The sequence below is a fragment of the Specibacter sp. NPDC057265 genome, from assembly GCF_042668835.1.
Taxonomy (GTDB): Bacteria; Actinomycetota; Actinomycetes; order Actinomycetales; family Micrococcaceae; genus Specibacter.
On sequence record NZ_JBHUYE010000005.1, the window covers coordinates 1 to 19,789 of the forward strand.

General features: G+C 64.3%; 22 protein-coding genes and 1 other RNA gene. 17 read left to right on the plus strand and 6 right to left on the minus strand.

Going from position 1 to position 19,789, the window contains the following annotated elements; genetic code table 11:
- Positions 1–277: 277 nt before the first annotated feature.
- The 15 genes from ACFUCV_RS05150 (at position 278) to ssrA (ending at position 12,814) form a co-directional block, all read left to right on the plus strand.
- Complete coding sequence (locus tag ACFUCV_RS05150) at positions 278–874, plus strand: acyltransferase (RefSeq protein WP_380812802.1); 597 nt, start codon at positions 278–280, stop codon at positions 872–874.
- Between the two features lie 195 nt (positions 875–1,069).
- Entirely contained in the window at positions 1,070–2,293 is a 1,224-nt protein-coding gene (locus tag ACFUCV_RS05155; RefSeq protein ID WP_380812805.1) for a CpaF family protein, read from the plus strand.
- Positions 2,293–3,147 carry a type II secretion system F family protein gene (locus tag ACFUCV_RS05160; RefSeq protein WP_380812808.1) on the plus strand — a complete coding sequence of 285 codons (855 nt, stop codon included), beginning with the start codon at positions 2,293–2,295 and terminating at the stop codon, positions 3,145–3,147. Before ACFUCV_RS05155 ends, ACFUCV_RS05160 begins: the two co-directional genes overlap by 1 nt.
- On the plus strand, positions 3,144–4,082 hold the full coding sequence (locus ACFUCV_RS05165; RefSeq protein ID WP_380812811.1) for a type II secretion system F family protein: 939 nt from the start codon (positions 3,144–3,146) through the stop codon (positions 4,080–4,082). The genes ACFUCV_RS05160 and ACFUCV_RS05165 overlap by 4 nt, the downstream gene beginning before the upstream one ends.
- Positions 4,083–4,125: 43 nt before the next feature.
- Positions 4,126–4,383 carry a hypothetical protein gene (locus ACFUCV_RS05170; RefSeq protein WP_380813343.1) on the plus strand — a complete coding sequence of 86 codons (258 nt, stop codon included), beginning with the start codon at positions 4,126–4,128 and terminating at the stop codon, positions 4,381–4,383.
- 38 nt (positions 4,384–4,421) lie between these two features.
- Positions 4,422–4,781 (plus strand): TadE family protein, encoded by a 360-nt coding sequence (locus tag ACFUCV_RS05175; protein WP_380812814.1) that lies wholly within the window; start codon positions 4,422–4,424, stop codon positions 4,779–4,781.
- Complete coding sequence (locus tag ACFUCV_RS05180) at positions 4,762–5,232, plus strand: hypothetical protein (RefSeq protein ID WP_380812816.1); 471 nt, start codon at positions 4,762–4,764, stop codon at positions 5,230–5,232. Before ACFUCV_RS05175 ends, ACFUCV_RS05180 begins: the two co-directional genes overlap by 20 nt.
- Complete coding sequence (locus ACFUCV_RS05185) at positions 5,229–5,672, plus strand: pilus assembly protein TadG-related protein (protein ID WP_380812819.1); 444 nt, start codon at positions 5,229–5,231, stop codon at positions 5,670–5,672. The genes ACFUCV_RS05180 and ACFUCV_RS05185 overlap by 4 nt, the downstream gene beginning before the upstream one ends.
- Positions 5,673–5,711: 39 nt before the next feature.
- A complete protein-coding gene (gene prfB, locus ACFUCV_RS05190) occupies positions 5,712–6,830 on the plus strand; it encodes a peptide chain release factor 2 (RefSeq protein ID WP_380812822.1) in 1,119 nt (372 codons plus the stop codon).
- A gap of 288 nt (positions 6,831–7,118) precedes the next feature.
- Entirely contained in the window at positions 7,119–8,027 is a 909-nt protein-coding gene (ftsE, locus tag ACFUCV_RS05195) for a cell division ATP-binding protein FtsE (protein WP_380812824.1), read from the plus strand.
- Positions 8,024–8,938 (plus strand): permease-like cell division protein FtsX, encoded by a 915-nt coding sequence (gene ftsX, locus ACFUCV_RS05200; RefSeq protein ID WP_380812826.1) that lies wholly within the window; start codon positions 8,024–8,026, stop codon positions 8,936–8,938. The genes ftsE and ftsX overlap by 4 nt, the downstream gene beginning before the upstream one ends.
- Before the next feature lie 98 nt (positions 8,939–9,036).
- Complete coding sequence (locus tag ACFUCV_RS05205) at positions 9,037–10,488, plus strand: peptidoglycan DD-metalloendopeptidase family protein (protein WP_380812829.1); 1,452 nt, start codon at positions 9,037–9,039, stop codon at positions 10,486–10,488.
- A 70-nt stretch (positions 10,489–10,558) separates the two neighbouring features.
- On the plus strand, positions 10,559–11,035 hold the full coding sequence (smpB, locus tag ACFUCV_RS05210; protein WP_380812832.1) for an SsrA-binding protein SmpB: 477 nt from the start codon (positions 10,559–10,561) through the stop codon (positions 11,033–11,035).
- A 63-nt stretch (positions 11,036–11,098) separates the two neighbouring features.
- A complete protein-coding gene (locus tag ACFUCV_RS05215) occupies positions 11,099–12,349 on the plus strand; it encodes a glycoside hydrolase family 3 N-terminal domain-containing protein (protein ID WP_380812835.1) in 1,251 nt (416 codons plus the stop codon).
- 98 nt (positions 12,350–12,447) lie between these two features.
- Positions 12,448–12,814: a transfer-messenger RNA gene (ssrA, locus tag ACFUCV_RS05220) on the plus strand.
- 205 nt (positions 12,815–13,019) lie between these two features.
- Here the strand turns inward: ssrA and ACFUCV_RS05225 are convergent.
- Genes ACFUCV_RS05225 through ACFUCV_RS05235 form a run of 3 tightly spaced genes read right to left on the minus strand, consistent with a single transcriptional unit; the run spans position 13,020 to position 14,903 of the window.
- Positions 13,020–13,727: a hypothetical protein gene (locus ACFUCV_RS05225; protein WP_380812838.1), complete on the minus strand. Its 708-nt coding sequence runs from the start codon at positions 13,725–13,727 to the stop codon at positions 13,020–13,022.
- A complete protein-coding gene (locus ACFUCV_RS05230; protein ID WP_380812844.1) occupies positions 13,724–14,458 on the minus strand; it encodes a hypothetical protein in 735 nt (244 codons plus the stop codon). The genes ACFUCV_RS05225 and ACFUCV_RS05230 overlap by 4 nt, the downstream gene beginning before the upstream one ends.
- Positions 14,459–14,501: 43 nt before the next feature.
- Complete coding sequence (locus ACFUCV_RS05235) at positions 14,502–14,903, minus strand: DUF5997 family protein (RefSeq protein WP_380812849.1); 402 nt, start codon at positions 14,901–14,903, stop codon at positions 14,502–14,504.
- 291 nt (positions 14,904–15,194) lie between these two features.
- Between ACFUCV_RS05235 and ACFUCV_RS05240 the strand changes: the two genes are divergently transcribed.
- Positions 15,195–15,494: a DUF4193 domain-containing protein gene (locus ACFUCV_RS05240; protein WP_380812853.1), complete on the plus strand. Its 300-nt coding sequence runs from the start codon at positions 15,195–15,197 to the stop codon at positions 15,492–15,494.
- 73 nt (positions 15,495–15,567) lie between these two features.
- A complete protein-coding gene (locus ACFUCV_RS05245; protein WP_380812856.1) occupies positions 15,568–16,674 on the plus strand; it encodes an AMP-binding protein in 1,107 nt (368 codons plus the stop codon).
- Positions 16,675–16,797: 123 nt separating this feature from the next.
- Here the strand turns inward: ACFUCV_RS05245 and ACFUCV_RS05250 are convergent, their stop codons facing one another.
- The 3 genes from ACFUCV_RS05250 to ACFUCV_RS05260 form a co-directional block, all read right to left on the minus strand.
- A complete protein-coding gene (locus ACFUCV_RS05250; RefSeq protein WP_380812859.1) occupies positions 16,798–17,598 on the minus strand; it encodes a metal-dependent transcriptional regulator in 801 nt (266 codons plus the stop codon).
- 43 nt (positions 17,599–17,641) lie between these two features.
- A complete protein-coding gene (locus tag ACFUCV_RS05255) occupies positions 17,642–18,892 on the minus strand; it encodes an Nramp family divalent metal transporter (RefSeq protein ID WP_380812862.1) in 1,251 nt (416 codons plus the stop codon).
- Positions 18,893–18,997: 105 nt separating this feature from the next.
- Entirely contained in the window at positions 18,998–19,768 is a 771-nt protein-coding gene (locus ACFUCV_RS05260; protein WP_380812864.1) for a class I SAM-dependent methyltransferase, read from the minus strand.
- Positions 19,769–19,789: the final 21 nt, after the last annotated feature.

The window sequence follows — 19,789 nt, forward strand, 5'->3', positions numbered from 1 at the left end:
GTGGCTCCCACCCAGGAAGGTACTGGCCCCCAACGGCAATATCAAAGGTCCCCAACGGCAATAATGGGTGGTCCCCAAACCGTCGAATACTCACCTCAAGGACTTGGATCCGCTTGATCAAAACTGAAAGCGGGATTTCATGACAGCTACACGAGTCATGCGTCTGTGAAGTGCATCTATAAAATCCGGAGTCTTTGCATGAGTCAGCCGATCATGATGCCATAATGACACGGGTACTTGCAGTCCCTGGCTGGCTTTCATCGAAAGGAAACACGGAATGAGTACCATTGCATCCAGCGCCGATGTTGCGGAAGATTCGTGTCTGGGTGAAGGTAGCCAAATTTGGCATTTAGCCCAAGTCCGGGAAGGTGCTGTGCTGGGGCAAAACTGCAACGTTGGCCGAGGTGCCTATGTGGGTCCTGGAGTTAAAATCGGTGACAACACCAAAATTCAGAACTATGCCCTCGTCTATGAGCCCGCAGTCCTGGGTCATGGTGTTTTTATTGGCCCGGCAGTTGTGCTCACCAATGACACTTATCCACGTGCCGTCAATCCTGACGGGACCTTGAAGAGCGCACATGACTGGACTCCGGTGGGAGTAACAATTGAAGACGGGGCCTCCATTGGCGCCCGTGCCGTGTGCATTGCGCCGTTGACCATTGGCCGCTGGGCAACAATCGCAGCCGGCTCCGTAGTCACCAAGGACGTTCCCGCCTTTGCCTTGGTTGCAGGTGTTCCCGCGCGTCGACTCGCTTGGGTGGGAAAGGCAGGCTTCCCGCTCACTGCCGATGGCGCTTTCTGGGTTTGCCCGGAAACAGGTGCAAAGTATGTAGAGGAATCTGGTTCCCTGAAAGAAGCAGCGGACAACAGCTGAATCGCGGCCCCATACCCGCAAAAGCGGGTGCTTCGGCACGGTCAAAGCCGGACCCTCGGCCAGACAAAACTGCATCGGCGTCCGGAACAAGTTATCCACAGTTCCCACTTCCCTCTGGCGTGTTTCGTTGCCCCGGGTCTAGGCTCCTGAACTACAACAGGGTTGGGGGCCGCCATTGCTGCGGGGGTGATCTGAGTGGATGCGCTGGGGCTTGTCGAGGATGAGGTCCGTGAGCTTATCCGGCGCAGGGGCTTGGACCCGTTAAGGCAAAATTTCCAGGTCCGTGCTTTGGTGGACGCCGCCGTGGATGACTACGGCGAGCGGGCACTCTTGGGGGCCGTTCCCGTGTTGAACCCAGGCCAGGACGCCAAGCGGCATGTGTTCAACGCTGTGGCGGGGTTTGGGGAGTTGCAGACGTTCCTGGATGATCCCGACATTGAGGAGATCTGGCTCAACGCCCCCGATCAGGTGTTCATTGCCAGGCACGGCGAATCGGAGCTGACAGGGATCATTTTCACCGCCCAGCAGGTGCGCGACCTGGTGGAGCGGATGCTCAAAAGTTCCGGTAGGCGCCTGGATCTCAGCAGTCCTTTTGTGGATGCCGCATTGCCTGACGGCAGCCGTCTGCATGTGGTCATCCCGGACATCACCCAAAGCCACTGGGCGGTGAACATCAGGAAGTTCACTGCCCGCGCCAGCCACCTGGAGCACCTCGTGGAATTGGGCTCCCTCACCCCTCAGGGGGCACGCTTCCTGGGCGCGGCCGTCAGCAGCGGACTAAACATTCTGGTCTCCGGTGCAACCCAGGCAGGGAAGACCACCTTGCTCAATTGCCTGGCCGCCGGCATCGGTTCACGTGAACGCGTGGTCACGGTGGAGGAGATTTTTGAGTTGCGGCTGCCGCTGCGGGATGTGGTGGGTCTGCAGTGCCGTCAACCTAATCTTGAGGGGATGGGCGAGATTCCCCTGCGCCGCCTGGTGAAGGAAGCGCTGCGCATGCGCCCGGACAGGTTGATAGTGGGTGAAGTGCGCGAGGCTGAAAGCCTGGACATGCTCATTGCCCTCAACAGCGGCTTGCCCGGCATGGCAAGCGTGCATGCGAATTCGGCCCACGACGCCGTCGTGAAGATCTGCACCCTGCCGCTTTTGGCAGGGGAGAACATCACAGCCGCCTTTGTGCTCCCCACCGTGGCGGCGTGCATTGACTTGGTGGTCCACTGCGTCAGGGCACCTAACGGCCGCCGCAGCATTGGGGAAATCCTGTCCCTGGGCCGCCGGGTGGAAAACGGCATCATTGAATCCAGTCTGGTCTTCAGCACCGTCGACGGCCGCCTCACCGCATCCAGCACCGCCATGCCCGCGCCGGAGAAATTTGCCGCCGCCGGTTTCAGTGTGGCGGCGCTCATGGGGGAGCCCTGATGTCCGCCGTGGTGGGCTTGCTGGCCGGGTTGGGCTTTTTTCTGCTGTGGACCGCGTGCTGGAGCGTCCCGGTCCGCCACGGGCAGCCGGGCCGGACCGGCAGGCTGGAGCAGTTGCTGGCGCAGGCCGGCATCCACCAGGTGACGCCCGCCTCGCTGTTGGCCAGCACCGCCGGTTTGGCCCTGGTGGTGCTGCTGTTGGTCTATGTCCTGACCGGGGCGCTGGCCATTGCCGCGTGCCTTGGCTTGTTCAGCGCCTATCTGCCTTTTGCATTGGTGAAAATGCGTGCACGACGCCGGGCCGCGGTCATGCGTGAACTCTGGCCCGACGTGGTGGACCACCTCCGCTCGGCGATCCGTGCGGGGCTGTCCCTGCCCGAGGCCCTGGTGCAGTTGGGCGCCAAGGGACCCGAGCAGCTTCGCGGGGAATTCACCGCCTTCGCGGCCGACTACCGCGCCACCGGCCAGTTTGAGGGTGCCCTGCAGTTGCTCAAGTCCAGTCTGGCGGACCCGGTGGCGGACAGGATCATTGAGGCCCTGCGCTTGACCCGGGACGTGGGGGGTTCCGATTTGTGCAGATTGCTGGGCACGCTCTCGGAATTTTTGCGCGATCACGCCCGCACGCGCAGTGAGCTGGAGGCACGGCAGTCGTGGACGGTCAATGCCGCCAGGCTGGCAGTGGCGGCGCCGTGGATTGTGCTGCTGCTGATGTCCACCAGGGCCGAGGCGGTGGCTGCCTACAATTCCCCGGCGGGATGGGCGGTCCTGGGTGGCGGTCTGCTGCTGTCCGCGCTGTGCTACCGGATCATGCTGCGCATTGGGACGCTGCCCAACGAACAAAGGGTGCTGCGGTGAACGGCCAGCTGGCGCTGGTGGCCGCCGTGGGACTGGTTTTGGGAACCGGGTTGTGGCTGACGCTTTTCCGGCTTCCGGTGATGCGCCGCCCCAGCTTCTCCCAACGCGTGGAACCGCAGTTGAAATCCCTGACGGGGTACTCGCGGCTCCTGGCCGAGGAGGAGGCAGGGGCCATGTTTGGCCCGCTGGAGAAAATCCTGCGGGTGGCGGTCTCCGACGCCGCGCACCGCCTGGGGAGGTTCAACATCAGTGTGCAGGGGCTCGGGGCCCGGCTGGAACAGGCTGGGCGGAACGAATCGGCGCTGGAGTTCCGTGCCATGCAACTGCTCTGTGCCGGGGTGGGGCTGCTGGCTGGCGTGCTGCTTTCGCTGCTGCTGCTGTGGCAGGGGAACATCAGCATGATGGGAGCCGTGGCGTTGACGCTGGGACCCATGGTGGGCGGTTACCTTTGGTACGACTACCTGCTGGGCCGGCGCATCAAGAAGCGCCAGGCCCGCATGCTCGCTGAATTCCCGGCACTGGCCGAACTCATGGCGCTCGCCGTGGGGGCGGGGGAGAGCGCAGCCGGGGCCCTGGACCGGGTGGCACGAACCTCCAATGGCGTGTTGTCGGCGGAATTTTCCGCCGTGCTGGCGCAAACACGCACCGGCATGCCGCTGGTGGTGGCGTTGAACCAGTTTTCACGCCGGGTGAACATCCCGGCCCTGTCCCGCTTTGTGGACGGCATTTCCGTCGCCGTCAACCGCGGCACCCCGTTGGCCGAGGTGCTCAGGGCCCAGGCCCAGGACGTGCGCGACGTGGCGAAACGGGAACTGATGGAATCGGCGGGACGCAAGGAAATCGCCATGATGGTTCCGCTCATTTTTGGGGTGCTCCCGCTGACCGTGGTCTTTGCCGTATTTCCGGGTCTGGCCATGTTGCAAATGGGTTTTTAAATGACACCGGAACCAGCCAGTGTCCAAGGGAAGGGACATCGCCATGCAGCTCGGCATCAGCATTGTGGAACGGGGGAGGGCGCTGCTTTTCGCCGTCGGACTGTGGGTCAGCGCCGCGGTGGCGGCCCTGCTGCGGCGCCTGCGAAGCTGGCGGCCCGCCGCCGGGGGCACCCGCGGGGACGTTCCCGGCTGGGTTTTGATCACCTTGATGTCCGCGGTGCTGGTGGCCGGACTGCTCGCCATCGCCGGACCCGCGCTGCAACAGCTGTTCAACCAGGCCATGCAGCAGGTCCAGCCCTAGCCGGGGCGCACAGGGACCGGGCAAGCCCCGCACGCCAGGTGGGATCCGCCGTCGTCGACTTTGTCCTGGTGGGGGCGCTGGTCACAGTGATCTTTGTGGCCCTGCTGCAATTGGCGCTGGTCCAGCACGTGCGCAACACCGTCGCCGATGCCGCCTCGTCGGCGGCGCGCTATGGGGCCTTGGGGGACAGGACAGCAGCGGACGCGCAGGAACGGGCCCGGGTGCTGCTGAGCTCCGCGCTGGGGGAACGCTATGTCCAGGAGGTGGCGGCGTCGGTGGAAAACCGGGACGGTCTGAATGTCATGACGGTCACCATCACCGCGCCCCTGCCGTTGATTGGTTTGGCCGGGCCGGCGCGCTCGCTAAGGATGACCGGCCATGCAGTGGTCACGCGCTAGGGTCCGCGGTGCCGGGTTCCGCCGACAGGCGCGGCGCGGCGGGGCGGAGGAGGGCAGTGCCGTGGTGGAGTTCATTTTCCTGGCGGTGCTGCTGATGATCCCGGTGGTGTATTTGATCCTGACGGTGGGCCAGGTGCAGGGCGGCGCCTACGCGGTGGTGGGGGCCGCGGACCAGGCTGCGAAGGTCTTTGTGCTCAGCGACAACCCCGCCGCCGCGCATCAAGCCGCCGAACAGGCAGTGGCCTTGGCCGTGACGGATTTGGGATTTGACGCGGCCAACGCCAGGCTCACCATCAGCTGCGACGGCGGCTGCCTCACCGCCGGCAGCACCGTGCACGCCCGCGTGGAACTGAGCGTGGAACTGCCCGGGGTGGGCGCCGTTCCCGGCATCGACGCCACGGCGGCCACGGTGGATGCCTCGGCCCACCAAAAAGTGGGCAGGTTCAAGTGAGGACGCGCGGCGCAGGGGACGCAGGGCACGTGACGGTGCTGATGATTGGCTATGTGCTGCTGGTCCTGCTGGTGGTCACGGTGGTGGCGGCGGCCGGCAGCCTGTACCTGGGCCAGAAAAGACTTCTGTCCCTGGCCGACGGTGCCGCGCTCGCAGCCGCCGACACCTTCGTGTTGTCCGGCGGCAGCGGCACCGCCGATCCCGGCACGCTGCTGACGGGCCCAGGCGTCATCTCCGCGGCGCAGAACCATTTGGCGGAAGTGGGAACGCCCGCCGGGATGGGCGGCATTGCCTTGGCTCCGGGCACCGGCGCCCCGGATGGGCACACGGCGCAGGTGAGCGTGTCCGGCGTCGTCCATCCGGTGTTCATCAATTTTCTGGTTCCCGAGGGCATAACCATCACCGTGACCAGCACGGCGCGTGCCAACCTGGCCCTGTGAGTGCCCGCGCGGGCGGCTCATGACGTAGGCTTGAACATCATGGCAGAGATCGACTTTCCCGCAGAAATCAAGGCGCTCCGCGCAACCTACGTCTCCATTGAGCAGGTCTCCGAGGTGGAGCAGCTTATGGAAGACATTGAGGACTTGTCTGATCAGGCCGGCTCGCCCAATTTGTGGGACGACCCCGCCGCCGCCCAAAAAGTCACCTCCCGGCTCAGCCATGCCCAGTCCAAGTTGGAAAAGCTGCGCACGCTCGAGTCCCGGATTGATGATCTGGAGATTTTGGTGGAAATGGCCCAGGAAGAGGCCGACGCCGACTCGCTCGCCGAGGCTGCGAAGGAACTTGATGCGCTGCGCAAATCTCTGGCCGAGTTGGAAATTGTGACGCTGCTGGCCGGTGAATGGGACGAACGTGAGGCCGTCATCACCATCCGTTCCGGTGCCGGGGGAGTCGACGCCGCGGACTGGGCCGAGATGCTGCTGCGCATGTACCTGCGCTGGGCCGAACGCCACGGCTACCCCACGGCCGTGCTGGACACCTCCTACGCCGAAGAGGCCGGGCTGAAATCCGCCACCTTTGAGGTCAAGGCACCCTACGCCTTTGGCACGCTCAGTGTGGAAGCCGGAACGCACCGGCTGGTGCGCATCAGCCCCTTTGACAACCAGGGCCGGCGCCAGACGTCCTTTGCCGCCGTGGAGGTCATTCCCTTGATTGAATCCACCGACAGCATCGACATCCCTGACAATGACATCCGCGTGGACGTGTTCAGGTCCTCCGGCCCCGGCGGCCAGTCCGTGAACACCACCGACTCCGCCGTGCGCTTGACCCACCTGCCCACGGGCACCGTGGTGTCCATGCAGAACGAGAAGTCCCAGATCCAGAACCGGGCTGCGGCCATGCGCGTGCTGCAGTCGCGCCTGCTGCTGTTGAAAAAGGCTGAGGAGGATGCGCAGAAGAAGGCCATGGCCGGGGATGTGAAGGCCTCCTGGGGAGACCAAATGCGCTCCTACGTGCTCAACCCGTACCAGATGGTCAAGGATCTGCGCACCGAACACGAGGTGGGCAACGCCGCCGCCGTGCTCGACGGGGACATTGATGACTTCATTGACGCCGGCATCCGCTGGCGCGCCGACAACCGCAACGCCGCCAAGGCGTAGCTTCCAGGCCCAGGCACAGGCTGCTGCCGTGGAGGTGGCACCCAGGGCCGCAACAAGCGCAATCCCGTCCGCAGTGCCCCGGCATGTTGCGGGGGCAGGACCCCTGCTGCAGGGCCTGCGGCGGCCCAAGGCCTGGGGATTCACAGGAAGCCGCCGCTGCGACACGCCACCAGGGGTTGGGGAATCGCCGGTGGCTGCGCATATAGTCGATATGCTGGCGGCTTCCTCCCCCAAACCCTGCCCTTCCTCCGGCGGCTGCTGTCCCAGCAGCCAGGCAATGAAAAAGTCATGATTCGTTTTGAAAATGTGAGCATCGCCTACGACCGCAGGTCCAAGCCGGCGCTCGACGACGTATCCCTGGACGTCCAGCGCGGCGAGTTCGTGTTCCTGGTTGGCTCCTCGGGTTCGGGAAAATCCACCCTGTTGCGCCTGGTGCTGCGTGAATACCGCACTCCGCACGGCCAAATCTATGTGGCCGGCCAGAACGTGGCCACGGTGCCCAGCTGGCGTGTGCCCAAGTTCCGCCGCGGCATTGGCGTGGTCTTCCAGGATTTCCGTCTCATCCAGACCAAGACCGTGTTTGCGAACGTGGCCTACGCCATGCAGGTGTTGGGCAAGTCCCGCGCCGCCATCCGCGCCGAAGTGCCGCGGGTGCTGGAATTGGTGGGCCTGGAGGACAAGGGGCGCCGCCTGCCCACCGAACTTTCCGGCGGTGAGCAGCAGCGTGTGGCCATTGCCCGGGCCATTGTGAACCAGCCCGGGATCCTGCTTGCCGATGAGCCCACCGGCAACCTTGACCCCACCACCAGTGCCGGCATCATGGAGATCTTGGACAAGATCAACCAGAACGGCACCACGGTGGTCATGGCCACGCACGATGAGGAAATTGTCAACACCATGCGTAAGCGCGTCATTGAGCTCAAGCATGGCAAAGTGGTGCGCGATGAAGCAGTTGCCCAGTACACCTCCATGATTCCGATCGTGCCGGCCGCAGGCAGCAAGGCAGAGGGGGCGGAGCAGCTCGGCAAATCCGACGCCGAACCCCAGACCCGGCGCCAGCGCATTGTCAGCGCCGCGCAGCTCCGCGCCGCCGACGCGGAGGAAGGCATGCCGCCACGCCTTGAGCGCAAGCGCGGGAGCCTGCCGGCCGGTCCGGGAACGCCGCCGACACACACCGAAGTTGAGGACCACAAGTGAGACTTGCTTTCATTCTGGGCGAGTTGGGCAGTGGCCTGCGCCGGAACATGACCATGGTTATTTCAGTGATCCTGGTGACCTTTGTATCGCTGACCTTTGTGGGTGCGGCGGGTCTGCTGCAGATGCAGATCGGCCAGCTCAAGGGTTTTTGGTACGACAAGGTGCAGGTGACCGTTTACCTTTGCAATGACGTCCCTGCCAACACCAACTGCATCTCGGGGCCGGTGACGGAGGAACAAAAGTCCACCATCGAGTCAATGCTGGAGTCGGAGGCTGTGAAGCCCTACATTGAAACCTGGGCTTTTGAGAGCCAGGATGAGGCACTGGGCCACTTCCAGGAACAGTTTGCCAACTCGCCGCTGGTGGATTCGGTGGAAGCGAACAACCTTCCAGCGTCCTTCCGCATCAAGCTGACCGACCCGGAGAAGTACCAGATCATTAATGAAACATTCTCGGCGACGCCGGGGGTGGATTCAGTGGTGGATCAGCGCAAGGTGCTGGAGAAGCTGTTTTCCTGGATGAACATTGCCACCTATGTGGCCATAGCCGTGGCCGGGTTGATGACTGTCTGCGCGGCCCTGCTCATTGCCACCACCATCAGGCTTTCGGCGCAGTCCCGGACCAGGGAAATTGAGATCATGCGCCTGGTGGGCGCTTCCCGGACGGTGATTCAGCTGCCCTTTGTGCTCGAAGGCGTCATTGCCGCCACTGTGGGTGCCCTGTTGGCCTCCGGCGCCGTGTGGTCCATTGTGCACTTCTTCATGGGCGGATATTTGGCCGAATCCAACTCGGGAACGCCCTTCATTTCAGCAAGCGACGCCCTGGCGATCTACCCGGTCCTGATTCTTTTGGGCGTGGTTTTGGCGGGTGTGGCCTCGGCGGTGTCATTGCGGAAAAACCTAAAAGTGTAGGGTAGGTGTGGCGCACCTTGCGTGGCTGACATGTGACGGGCGCAACCATCTTCGTTTGAGCGCGGCTTTTGACGGCATTTTTGAAGGAGCATTACGGCATGTATTCCACACCTTGCAGGGCAACTGACAGGGCCCACGCCCCTCGTTTTGCCCGGCGCATGACCGGCGCGCTCACAGTCCTGTTGGCTATTGGGCTGGTGGGAGTCATCCCGCCGGCACAGGCACAGGACCTCAACGAACAGGCTGCGGCCCTTGAAAAGCAGGCGCAGGATGTGGAAACGTCGCTGGAGTTCGTGGACTCGGGGATTGCCAAATCCGCAGCGGATCTGGTCCTGTACCAGGGCCAGCTTCCCGGTGCGCAGGCCGCGTTGGCGGACGCGCAGAACCGGGTCAGCACGGCAACGGGTGAAGTGAACTCCCTGGCCTCGCGCATTGACCTGGCTCAAAAAAGCAAGGACGACATTACGGCGCAAATTGCCGCGGATGCGCAGAAGGCCACGGAAACCAAGGCCATGATTGGCCAAATTGCCGCACAGTCCTACAAGGCTGGTGGCCTGCCCGTGAACCTGACCTTGATTTTGGGTGCGGCATCCCCCACCGACCTTGCCGGTTCCATTGACTTGGCGGAGCAGGCCCTGCGCAGCCAAACCGCTGCGCTGGAGGCCCTCACCGCGCAGAAGGCCACAAATCAAAATGCCGAAGCCCGGCTGGTGGCCGTGGAAGCGGAAATCAAGGATTTGAAGGAACAGGCCGAAGCCGCCCTGGCCGCAGAGCAGGTGGCGCGCGATGCGGCCGCGGCCCAGAAGGCGACGGTGGATAAGCTCATCAGCGACTCCGCTTCACTGAATGCCAAGTTGGAGGCGGAAAAGCCCCGCGTCCAGGCGCAGCTGAAGCAGGTTCAGGCCCAACAAAGTTCAGTGGCCAACCAGATTGCTGAAATTCAACGCAAGGAACTTGAGGCAGCCGCCGCGGCAGCCAAGGCGGAAGCCGAACGGGTTGCCCGTGAGCAGGCGGCAGCGGCAGCAGCAGCCCAGAGCAGCGGCGGGGGCGGGGGCGGCGGTGGTGGCGGCGGCTACGTTCCGGCGCCTTACGTTCCGCCGGCTCCTGGCAATGTCTCGGCCTTTGGACTGCAAAAGCCGTTCCCCGCCAACATTCCCGTGACCTCTCCCTTTGTCCGCAACCGTCCGGTGCCTGCCGGCACGGCCGACTTCAACGGCACGGGCTATTACGACCATACGGGCATTGACTTTGGCGCACCCTGCGGCACCCCCATTTACGCCCCCGCCGACGGCAGCGTGACCATAGCCGGTCAAACCAATGTGGTCTTCGGCGGCGGCAATGTGCTGTACATCAGCCACGGCGTCATCCAAGGCAATGCCTTAATGACTGTTTTCTACCACAATTCCTCGGTGCTTGTTTCCGCCGGCCAGAGCGTCAAGCGTGGACAGCTCGTGGCCTACTCCGGCAACACGGGCAATTCCACCGGCTGCCACGCCCACTTTGAAACCTGGCTCAATGGTTCACCTGTTGACCCTGCAGGTCTGCTCTAGGGACCCACAGCTGTTGCTAGACTGGAAGGCACTGCAAGTCTGCGGTCCAAACGTGTAAAAGGAGTTAGCCGTGCCCAAGGAAAGTGGCCTGAAGGTGGTGGCCACCAATCGCAAGGCCCGGCATGATTACCACATCATGGACAGCTACGAGGCCGGTCTGGTCTTGATGGGCACCGAGGTTAAATCCCTGCGCGAGGGCCGGGCTTCGCTGGTGGACGGCTTTGCCACCTTCTACAACAATGAGCTCTGGCTTGAGGCCGTGTACATTCCCGAATACCTCAACGGCAGCTGGACCAACCACACGGCGCGGCGCCGGCGCAAGCTGTTGCTGCACCGGGACGAGCTGGAAAAGATTGCGGCGAAGACCCGCGAATCAGGCTTCACCATTGTCCCTTTGCAGCTGTATTTCCTGGACAGCCGGGCCAAGGTGGAAATAGCCATTGCCCGCGGTAAAAAGGATTACGACAAGCGCCATTCGCTGCGCGAAAAGCAGGACAGCCGCGAGGCTTTGCGCGCCATGCGCGAAAAGAACCGCGGCAGCGCGTAGCCCCCATGACCCCCTGCCCCGGGGGAGGGGCATATAAAAATTGCCTGTCAGGAGGTGTTGACTGTGGCAGCAGGTTGGCGCCGCTGGATCATTGCCGTACTCCTGGTGGTGGGTTTGGCAGCCGCGCTGGCCCTGGCGCTTAACGTCCTTCCGGCCGGGCCGCCCCCTGCCGGTACGACGGCGTCCGCGGCCCCCAGCGCAACTCAAGGACCAGGCGCGGACCAGACGCCGCCGTCGTTGGTTCCGATACCCACAGCCACAGCCACGGATGTGGCCCGCTCCCGGCTCGCCACCCTGTCCCTGGAGCAAAAGGTGGGGCAGCTGTTGATGGTGTCCTCGCCCGTGACGGCTGCCGACGCCGATGCCCTGTACGCCCTGGACACCCTGCAGGTGGGCAATGTGTTCCTCAAGGGCCGCAGCACTGCCGGTGTGGCCGGAATTGGCGCCGAAGTGCAGGCGCTGGGCGCCCACATTGGTGCACACGGCCCGGCCGGGGTGCGCCCCTTCGTGGCCACCGACCAGGAGGGCGGGCTGGTGCAGGTGATGCGCGGCCCCGGTTTCTCGGACATGCCCCAGGCCATCGAACAGGGTGCCTTGGATCCGGATGCCCTGGCCACCGCTGCCGGCAGCTGGGGCCGGCAGTTGGCGGCGGTGGGCGTCAATGTGAATCTGGCTCCCGTGCTGGATACCGTGCCAAGCGCTGAATTCGCCCCGCAGAACGGACCCATCGGAAGATTTGGCCGTCAGTACGGCTACACCCCCGAGGCCGTCTCCAGCCGCGGACTCGCTTTTGCCCGGGGCATGATGAGTGCCGGGGTGGACCCCGTGGTGAAGCACTTCCCGGGGCTGGGACGGGTCACAGGCAACACCGATGATTCCAGCGGGGTCAGTGATCCGCTCATGTCCGCCAGCGATCCACACCTTGTGCCGTTCCGCGATGCGGTCGGCGCCGGGGTGCCGTGGCTGATGATCTCCAACGCGTCCTACCCGGCTCTGGACCCCGGGCGCCTGGCCCCGTTTTCGCCCATCATTGTCCGCAACATGGTGCGCGGAGACTTGGGCTTTGCAGGCATCATTGTCAGCGATGACCTGTGCGACGCCGTCCAGCTGGCCCAGGTGCCGGTGGCCCAGCGCGGCGTGGACTTCCTGGCCGCCGGCGGCACGATGGCGCTGTGCACCAACCAGGCCCTGCTGCCGGCCATGCAGGAAGGCATGGTGCGCGCCGCCGCGACGGTTCCGGGCTTTGCGCGGCTCGTGGACGAAGCGGCGCTGGTGGTGCTCGCCGCCAAGGCCGAAAAAGGGCTCATCGGCTGACTGCCGGAGGAATAATTTTGGGCCTGGATGCGCTACCATGGATACACCACCACCGGTTCCACACCGTGGGGACCAGGGGTGGTTTTGAAAAATAAATAGGGGATGATCGGTTTCGACGGTGTTTGTCGAGACAGGTGAAGCGGGTCGAGGATACAGGGTTAACTCGTAAACGATCTCTGTAAAAAACAAGTGCTGAATCAAAACGCACTGACTTCGCTCTTGCTGCCTAAGCAGTAAGACAGTCCGTCAGCCCGGGAATGCTCTCGTCCCGGATCCTGGCGTCATCTAGAGGGCCACTGCTCCAAGTGCTTGTTGCAGGCGCTTGGGGGACTTTAATGCAACTGGGCCTGGCAGCTGCTTGTTTGCGGGACAGCTGGGGCCGAGAAAAACCGTAGGCAAACTGCACCCGGAGAAGCCCTGACAACACAACATCGGACGGGAGTTCAATTCTCCCCATCTCCACATCCCTATTGAGGGGCCTGTTCCTGCCGTTGCGGCGGGAACAGGCCCTTTTTCATGCGCCCGTTAAACACTTGAGTGGTGATCAAGTTCCTACCCTTGATCACCACCCACCCCCAAAAAGCCCGGTCCACCGAAACGGCCCGGTTTGTTCACACATTCATTATCTTGCCAGATACTAATGCTTTTGTGGACATTGTGACCGCAATCGTTACCCAGCTGATGCATCCGGGCGCGGCCTGAGCGTGAATGACAGCCACAGCAGGCTCAGTCCCGCCGCCACCAAAAGAATGGCCACGAAGGCCGCAATGGTCTCAATGCCGTGGGACAACTCCAGGGTGTTCAAGGGAACCAGGGCCGCGGCGAGGGCAAAGCCGGCACACATGAGCAAGGCGGCAATCCTGTCCGGCCAGGGCCGCGGTGAAAGGGCGGCCTTGGCCGTGGGAATCACCACCACAGCCGAAATGTAGCCAACATAGGCCAGTCCAAACCATTTGTAGACCTCAATGGAGCTCTGATGGGTGGACAGGCTGGCCAGGCCCACGGAAGACCCCGCCACATCCGAGGCGAGGTAGCTCAGGCAGATCCCCAGACAGCACAGCACCAGTGCGGCAATTCCCACCGGTCCCTTGATGAGCCGGGCCGCCAGTGGGGAATCATAGGCGGCCGCAATCCTGGAACCGAGCAGGTAAAAAACCGCAAACAGGCTCAGGCGCAGGATGACATTGGCCACGTTCCGCTCGCCCAGCACCCCGTCCACCGCCAAATAAATGGGCGGGATGCTCAGGGCCACACAGAGGGACATGCAGGCAAGAATCCAAAACATGCCGCGGTTGTGTCCCCTGAGCATGCTGGGCAAGCGCCACAGGGCACACCCGAGCAAAACGGCCAAAGCTGCCCACTGCACACCAAATGTCATCCCAAGTTCTCCCACACGCGCAGCACTGCCGCTGAATCTTCCTCATGACGCCGCAAGGCCTTGCTTAACGCCTCCAGTCGCTGGGCCACCAGCAGCGCCAGGGCGCTGTCGGGGGTGTCTTGCAAAACTTTGGTCCTGCTTCCCGGCACCCAACCGGCCTCGCCCGGAGCCAGGAAACCATTGGCCACCAGTCCATTGGCCAGTCCCACCCCGGCAATGCGGGCACTTTCCACCGCCAGTTCCGCGCTGAGCCGGTTGGCGCTGATTTGCGCCGAGAGGTTTTGCGGTGCCATGGACATGCTGCGTGCCACCTTTTGCCGCAGATCCGAACCGTCAATGGCGTCCATCCAGGCGCGCACGGAGGAACGGTGGTAGGGCGGAGCCAGCAGGATTCCCGGGGGCTCGGTGTTCGTCTCCTCCGCCTTGCGCCGGTTGAGGAACTCCAGCAGCAGATCGTTGTCCGGAATCTGGCTCAGGAGTTCAGCATGTGTTGGCAGCTTGAGGCCCTGGGCCAGATCGTAAAATTTGGGAAACACCGACAGTGACTCCACCACCGGCAAATCCAGGGAACGGCTGACGGCTGCCACGGTGGCCACGGAGACGCGGCCGCGGACCAGCTGCTGGGCCAGGGTGGAGCGTTTAATTCCAGCCGCGCGGCACACAGCTGCCTGGCTGGTGTCACCGGCAACGCAGCTGAGCCATTGCTGGAAAAGTTTTGCCGGTACAGTCACGCCGTGAAGTCTACTTCAGTAATGTTCCGGCAGCGGTGGAGCGTTACCCGGTGGGCGGGTCCTGGGAGTCCACGATCCCCACAAAACGTGAGCCCACGCCGTCGTACCTGCTGCGGCGCCAGCCCTGTGCCAGCTGGGGAAGTTCGGCCGGGCCGTGGAAGTCGCAGACCACATAGGTGAAGTCGGGCCACCACTTCTTGGGCCGGGCCACTTCAAGGAAATCACACAGATAACAGCGCAGCTCCACCCACACCGGGCGCTTGCCGGTGGCATTGGCACGGGATTGGGCCAGCCAGGCCGGCGGGTCCGCGTCAAGGGCTGCGACCTCCGCCGCGGACATGCGCGAAGGGATGCCATTGCGGGCAGCCATTTCCGGGGGGATGTTCAGGGCCTGCGCCACTTGGCGTCGATTGAGTGAGGAGCGGGGGGAGGAATTGTTTGCCATGTTCATCCAAGGATAGGACGTGCAGCCGCGGCCGGTGCGCGCGGCGCGGTCCTGGAGGGCTGATGCGGGCCGTTCCAGGGAGGCCAGGCACGTGAGAGTGGCCACATTTGGCGCCGGCTTTAGGTGACGCGCGGATAAAGTTCGCCAGAATACAGGGATTTGGCGCGGACATCCCCTATGCTGTGGGAAAACATTGAGCGAATTAGTGCGCGGCCGCTGCTTTCCGGGGCTATGATAATGCGCTGAAAGACCAAGCCACAACCACCAGCAGTTCAGGAGTTAAAAAACCGAATGGCAACGGATTACGACGCACCCCGCAACAAGGATGAAGACCACGAGACAGAATCGCTGCAGGCGCTTCAGGTCCAGCGTGGCGGTGCCCAGACAGCCCACATTGACGTTGAGGATTCAGATACGGCCGAGGGCACGGACCTGCCCGGAGCTGACCTCTCCAACGAGGAATTGATCATCCAGGTCATTCCGGCCCAGGAAGACGAGTTCACCTGTGGTTCCTGCTTCCTGGTCCGCCACCGCAGTCAGGTGGCGCGTGAGAAGAATGGAATTTTCTACTGCAAGGACTGTGAGGGCTGACGCCTTCGCAGCAAGCTGCGGCCCGCCTGCGGCCGATTGTGGCATGGCTCTGACCATGCACCGGGAGTGAAACATGGGAAAAGGTGTGCAGGAACGGCTGGCTGCCTTCTCCGGGCAGGCGGCCGGTGCAGTGCACTTGTTCTGTGACGGGCACCGAGCGCAGGACACGGCATTGAGCTGCGTTGCGGCAAAGCTGAATTCCCAAGAGCTGAATTCCCAAGAGCTCAGTTACGGCGAACTGCGGGAGAAATCCACGCGGTTCGCCGCAGCTTTAAGCACCTTGGGGGTGGGCCGGGAGGATCGAGTGGCCATGCTGATGGCGGCTTCGGCCAACTGGGCCATAGCCCTGCTGGGGATCTGGCGTCTGGGTGCCGTGGCCGTGCCGCTGGCCACCACGCTTGCCCAGGACCGCATTGCCTTCGCGCTGCGCTCCAGCGGCGCCGGCTTGGTCATTGGCGACGCCGATCAGCGGCGCAGGCTGGTGCCGCCGGGCCAGGTGCCCACCGACGCCTCCACCCCCGTGGTGGTGGCCGGTGGCGAAGCATTTGGCTATGACCACAGTTTCGCTGAAATGGTTGCCGGGTCCGGCAGTTTCAGCGCCGTGCCCCAGCCGTCGACGGCTGACGCGTCCTTCCCTGGCGGGCCAGCCCACGGCCCGGTTGAGGACCCCGCGGGTGGTTCCCCAGCCCTGCTCCAGCTCTTCACCCCCGACAGGCCTGCAGGAGTGGACATGGGACTGCAGGAGCTCGGCTCCTTCGTAAAGGCACTGGACGCTGCCCTGGACGTCCGCCGGGACGACGTCCTTTTGGACCTCAGCGATGCCGGCGGGGCCAGCGGCAACTGCTGGGCCCTCATTGCCGCCCTGGCTTCCGGCCGCCGCGCCCTGCTGCTTCCCGCCGGCTTTGATGCCCGGCTGGTCTGGGCTGTCATGGACAAGTTCAAGGTCACCAAGCTGGTGGCCACAGCCGGCGTCTACAAATCCCTGCAGGCGGACTCGGCACCCGGCCGGCGCCACCGGCTGCGCCGCGCTTCCAGCACCGGGGAGCCGCTGGCGGCCGAGGTCGTGGCCTGGGCCCTGGAGGCCCTGGGTGTGGAGCCTGAGGCCCGGACGGCGGATGGGACCCTGGACAAACACCTGCCCCCAGGACCCGACGGCGTCCCCGTGCGCCGCAGCCGGTAGCTGCCGGCGCGGCCCCACCCCCGGCCAGCAGGAAAGTGACCATCATGGACAACCCTGCCGCTGCCCAGACAAACACAGCGGCCGGAGCTGCGGCCCTCCTGGCGGTCTGTGCGGCGGTGAATTTTACCCTGGCGCTTGTTGATGGGCGCCAGGGTGTGCCGCCACCGCCGTGGGGCTGTGGCGGTGCATGAGGGAACCGCCCGTGAGCTGCTGCACCGTGCAGCCGGCATGGGTGCCTTCGGACGCCAGCCACAGCGATGCCGCCACCTCGTCGCCCAGCATCTGCCCGGCGTCGGGCCCGTCGGTGGGGGAGTCCAGTACGCGCACCTGCAGCCCGGCACCGAAGGGGGGCCTGCCCAGCACCATCAATTCGGTGTCCAGGCCGATGCCCAGGCTCTGGAGGTGGCGCAGCAGATCCGGGTCATGGTCGCTGATGCGCGAGACGCGTCCGCAGTGGCCGGGATCGAGCTCGTCCAGACGGTGTGAGGGGGTCATGGTGATGTGGCCGGCGGCAGTGGGAATGGGGTCGCCGTGGGGGTCCCGGTCCGGGTGGCCCAGCTTGGCGCTCATGCGTTCAATGAAATGGTCCGACACGGCATGTTCCAGCCGTTCGGCCTCCTCATGGACCTCGTCCCAGGAATATCCCAGTTCACGGACCAGGTAGCTCTCCAGGAGCCGGTGGCGCCGGACCATGGACAGGGCCAGCCGCAATCCGTTGGCCGTGAGGTGGATGGGGCTGTAGGGCTTGTGGTCCACCAGGCCCTGATCCTTGAGCTTGCGCACCATTTCCGACACCGAGGAATTTGCCACCCCCAGCCGTGTGGCCAGCGCGGTGGCGGTGATGGGCTTGTCCTGCCACTCCGTGTGGGAGTAGATGGCCTTGACGTAGTCTTCAATGCTGGAGGATGCGGCCACGTGTTTCACCCCTCCAGACTACCCGTTGCACGCCCATCGTCCGTAGCCGCGCCTAGGCCTGACCGGTGGCTGTGAGCCACAGCAAAAGCGCGTTCAGGGCCACGATCAGCACCACGCTGAGCAGCGCCGCCGCGCGCAGCGGGAGCCGGTCCCGGTGTTCGCCCATGACTTTTTTGCTGGCGGTCAGCCGCAGCAGGGGAATCAAGGCGAAGGGGATGCCAAAGCTCAGCACCACCTGGCTGACCACGAGCGCCCAGGTGGGGTCCACGCCCACGGAGAGCAGGACCAGGGCCGGGATGAGGCTGATGACGCGCCGTGCCTGCAGCGGGATGCGGACCTTGAGCAGGCCATTCATGATGGTGGCTCCGGCGTAGGCGCCCACCGACGTCGAGGCCAGCCCTGAAGCCAGCAGGCCCACGGCAAAGACGACGCCGACCACAGTTCCCAGGTTCTCCACAATGGCCGCGTGGGCGCCTTCAATGGAGTCGGTTCCAGCCACCCCGCCAAGGGTGGAAGCTGCCAGCAGCAGCATGCCAATGTTGACGGCTCCGGCCAGGATCAAGGCCAGCACCACATCCAGCCGCGTGGCCTTCAGGATCCGCCGCAGCCGCTCCGGGGTGTTGCGGGCGTCAGTGTGCCGGTCCTTGGCCAGCTGGGAGTGCAGGTAAATGGCGTGCGGCATGACTGTTGCCCCCAACATGCCTGCGGCCAGCAGCACGCTGTCGGTTCCCGCGAATCGTGGCATCAGGCCGCCGGCCACGCCCGCCGGATCCGGAGGGCTCAACACCAGCCCGGTGAGGAAGCCAATGGTGATGATCACCAGCAGGAACTCAATGACGGATTCAAAGGAACGCTGGCCGTGGCGGTTTTGCACACTGAGCAGGATCATGGACACAATCCCCACCAGCAGCCCGCCCAAGGGCAGCGGGATCTGGAACAGCAGGTACAGGGCAATGGCCCCGCCCACCACTTCGGCCAGGTCGGTGGCCATCGCCACCAGTTCCGCCTGCACCCAAAAAAGCCGGCGGCTGGTGGTTTTGAACCGCTCACCCAAATGTTCCGGCAGGGACTTTCCCGTCACCACGCCAAGCTTGGCCGATTGGTACTGCACCAGCATGGCCATGATGTTGGCTGCGACCAGAACCCACACCAGCAGGTAGCCGTAACTGGCCCCGGACGTCAGGTTCGCCGCCACATTGCCGGGATCCACATAGGCAATCGCCGCCACGAACGCCGGGCCCAGCAGCAGGAGCATCCGGGCGCGCGGCCGGCGCGCCTTGACCGGCTTGACAGTATCGAGCACTTGACCACCTTCGCTGTGCCTAAGGAAATAATTTAGGTATGCCGAAATCATAGGCGGGTGAAGGTGCTGTTGTCGAGGGGCGCGGCCGGGGCAACGCCGGCGGGGCTAGAGTTTGCTGCTGTGCCAGGTCTGTGTCACGTAGGGCAGCTGTAGTTCCCTGCCCGCGGGGTGGCCCAGGTGCTCGTGCAGATACCACTGCAGATTGGCCATGACCTTGGCGCGTACGGCTGTGCCGGCGCGCAAATAGTAGCTGCGGGACTGGGCGAGTTCCATGATGCCCTCCGGCGTCAGCTCCTGCGCCCAGTGGCTGCGGTGGACGCGTGCCGGGGCGAACTCGGCTCCCAGTGCAGGCCGGAAGCCGGCCTTGTGCACATCCCCGGCGTGCATGATGCGGGCCAGCCGGTGCACCCAGGGGAGTTCGACGTCGAGCTGGTTCCAGATCAGCCCCAGGGACCCGCCGGGGCGCAGCACACGGGCAATGTCGGTGCTGGCGGCCACGGGGTCGCACCAGTGCCAGGCCTGGGCGACCACCGCAAGGTCGAAGCTGCCATCGGCCAGAGGCAGCTGCTCGGCCGTGCCCACCTGGACCGTGACCTGCGGCAACTGGCCGCGGAGCTGGGCCAACATGTCCGCCGAGGGGTCCACGGCTGTGAGGCGCCAATCCTGCTGGGCCAAAAGCTGGGTGTATTTGCCCGTTCCGGCACCCACATCCAGCACGTCCCGGATCCGGCCGGCGCTGTTGTGCGTGAGCCACTGCAGGGATTCCCCGGGGTACCCGGGGCGCACCTTGTGGTAGTGGCCGCCGCCGGCAAGGAACGCCGCCGCCAGGTCGGTGCGCCGCCCGGGATCAAAAACCGGTCCGCCAGTGCCTGCCATGGTGCTCCCGTCGGTTCAAGG

What these genes read in the sequence shown, in the direction of transcription:
- ACFUCV_RS05150 (WP_380812802.1), top strand. Translation starts at nt 278, where the DNA reads ATGAGTACCATTGCATCCAGCGCCGATGTTGCGGAAGATTCGTGTCTG.
- ACFUCV_RS05160 (WP_380812808.1), top strand. Translation starts at nt 2,293, where the DNA reads ATGTCCGCCGTGGTGGGCTTGCTGGCCGGGTTGGGCTTTTTTCTGCTG.
- ACFUCV_RS05170 (WP_380813343.1), top strand. Translation starts at nt 4,126, where the DNA reads ATGCAGCTCGGCATCAGCATTGTGGAACGGGGGAGGGCGCTGCTTTTC.
- ACFUCV_RS05180 (WP_380812816.1), top strand. Translation starts at nt 4,762, where the DNA reads ATGCAGTGGTCACGCGCTAGGGTCCGCGGTGCCGGGTTCCGCCGACAG.
- prfB (WP_380812822.1), top strand. Translation starts at nt 5,712, where the DNA reads ATGGCAGAGATCGACTTTCCCGCAGAAATCAAGGCGCTCCGCGCAACC.
- ftsE (WP_380812824.1), top strand. Translation starts at nt 7,119, where the DNA reads ATGATTCGTTTTGAAAATGTGAGCATCGCCTACGACCGCAGGTCCAAG.
- ACFUCV_RS05205 (WP_380812829.1), top strand. Translation starts at nt 9,037, where the DNA reads ATGTATTCCACACCTTGCAGGGCAACTGACAGGGCCCACGCCCCTCGT.
- ACFUCV_RS05225 (WP_380812838.1), bottom strand. Translation starts at nt 13,727, where the DNA reads ATGACATTTGGTGTGCAGTGGGCAGCTTTGGCCGTTTTGCTCGGGTGT.
- ACFUCV_RS05235 (WP_380812849.1), bottom strand. Translation starts at nt 14,903, where the DNA reads ATGGCAAACAATTCCTCCCCCCGCTCCTCACTCAATCGACGCCAAGTG.
- ACFUCV_RS05240 (WP_380812853.1), top strand. Translation starts at nt 15,195, where the DNA reads ATGGCAACGGATTACGACGCACCCCGCAACAAGGATGAAGACCACGAG.
- ACFUCV_RS05245 (WP_380812856.1), top strand. Translation starts at nt 15,568, where the DNA reads ATGGGAAAAGGTGTGCAGGAACGGCTGGCTGCCTTCTCCGGGCAGGCG.
- ACFUCV_RS05260 (WP_380812864.1), bottom strand. Translation starts at nt 19,768, where the DNA reads ATGGCAGGCACTGGCGGACCGGTTTTTGATCCCGGGCGGCGCACCGAC.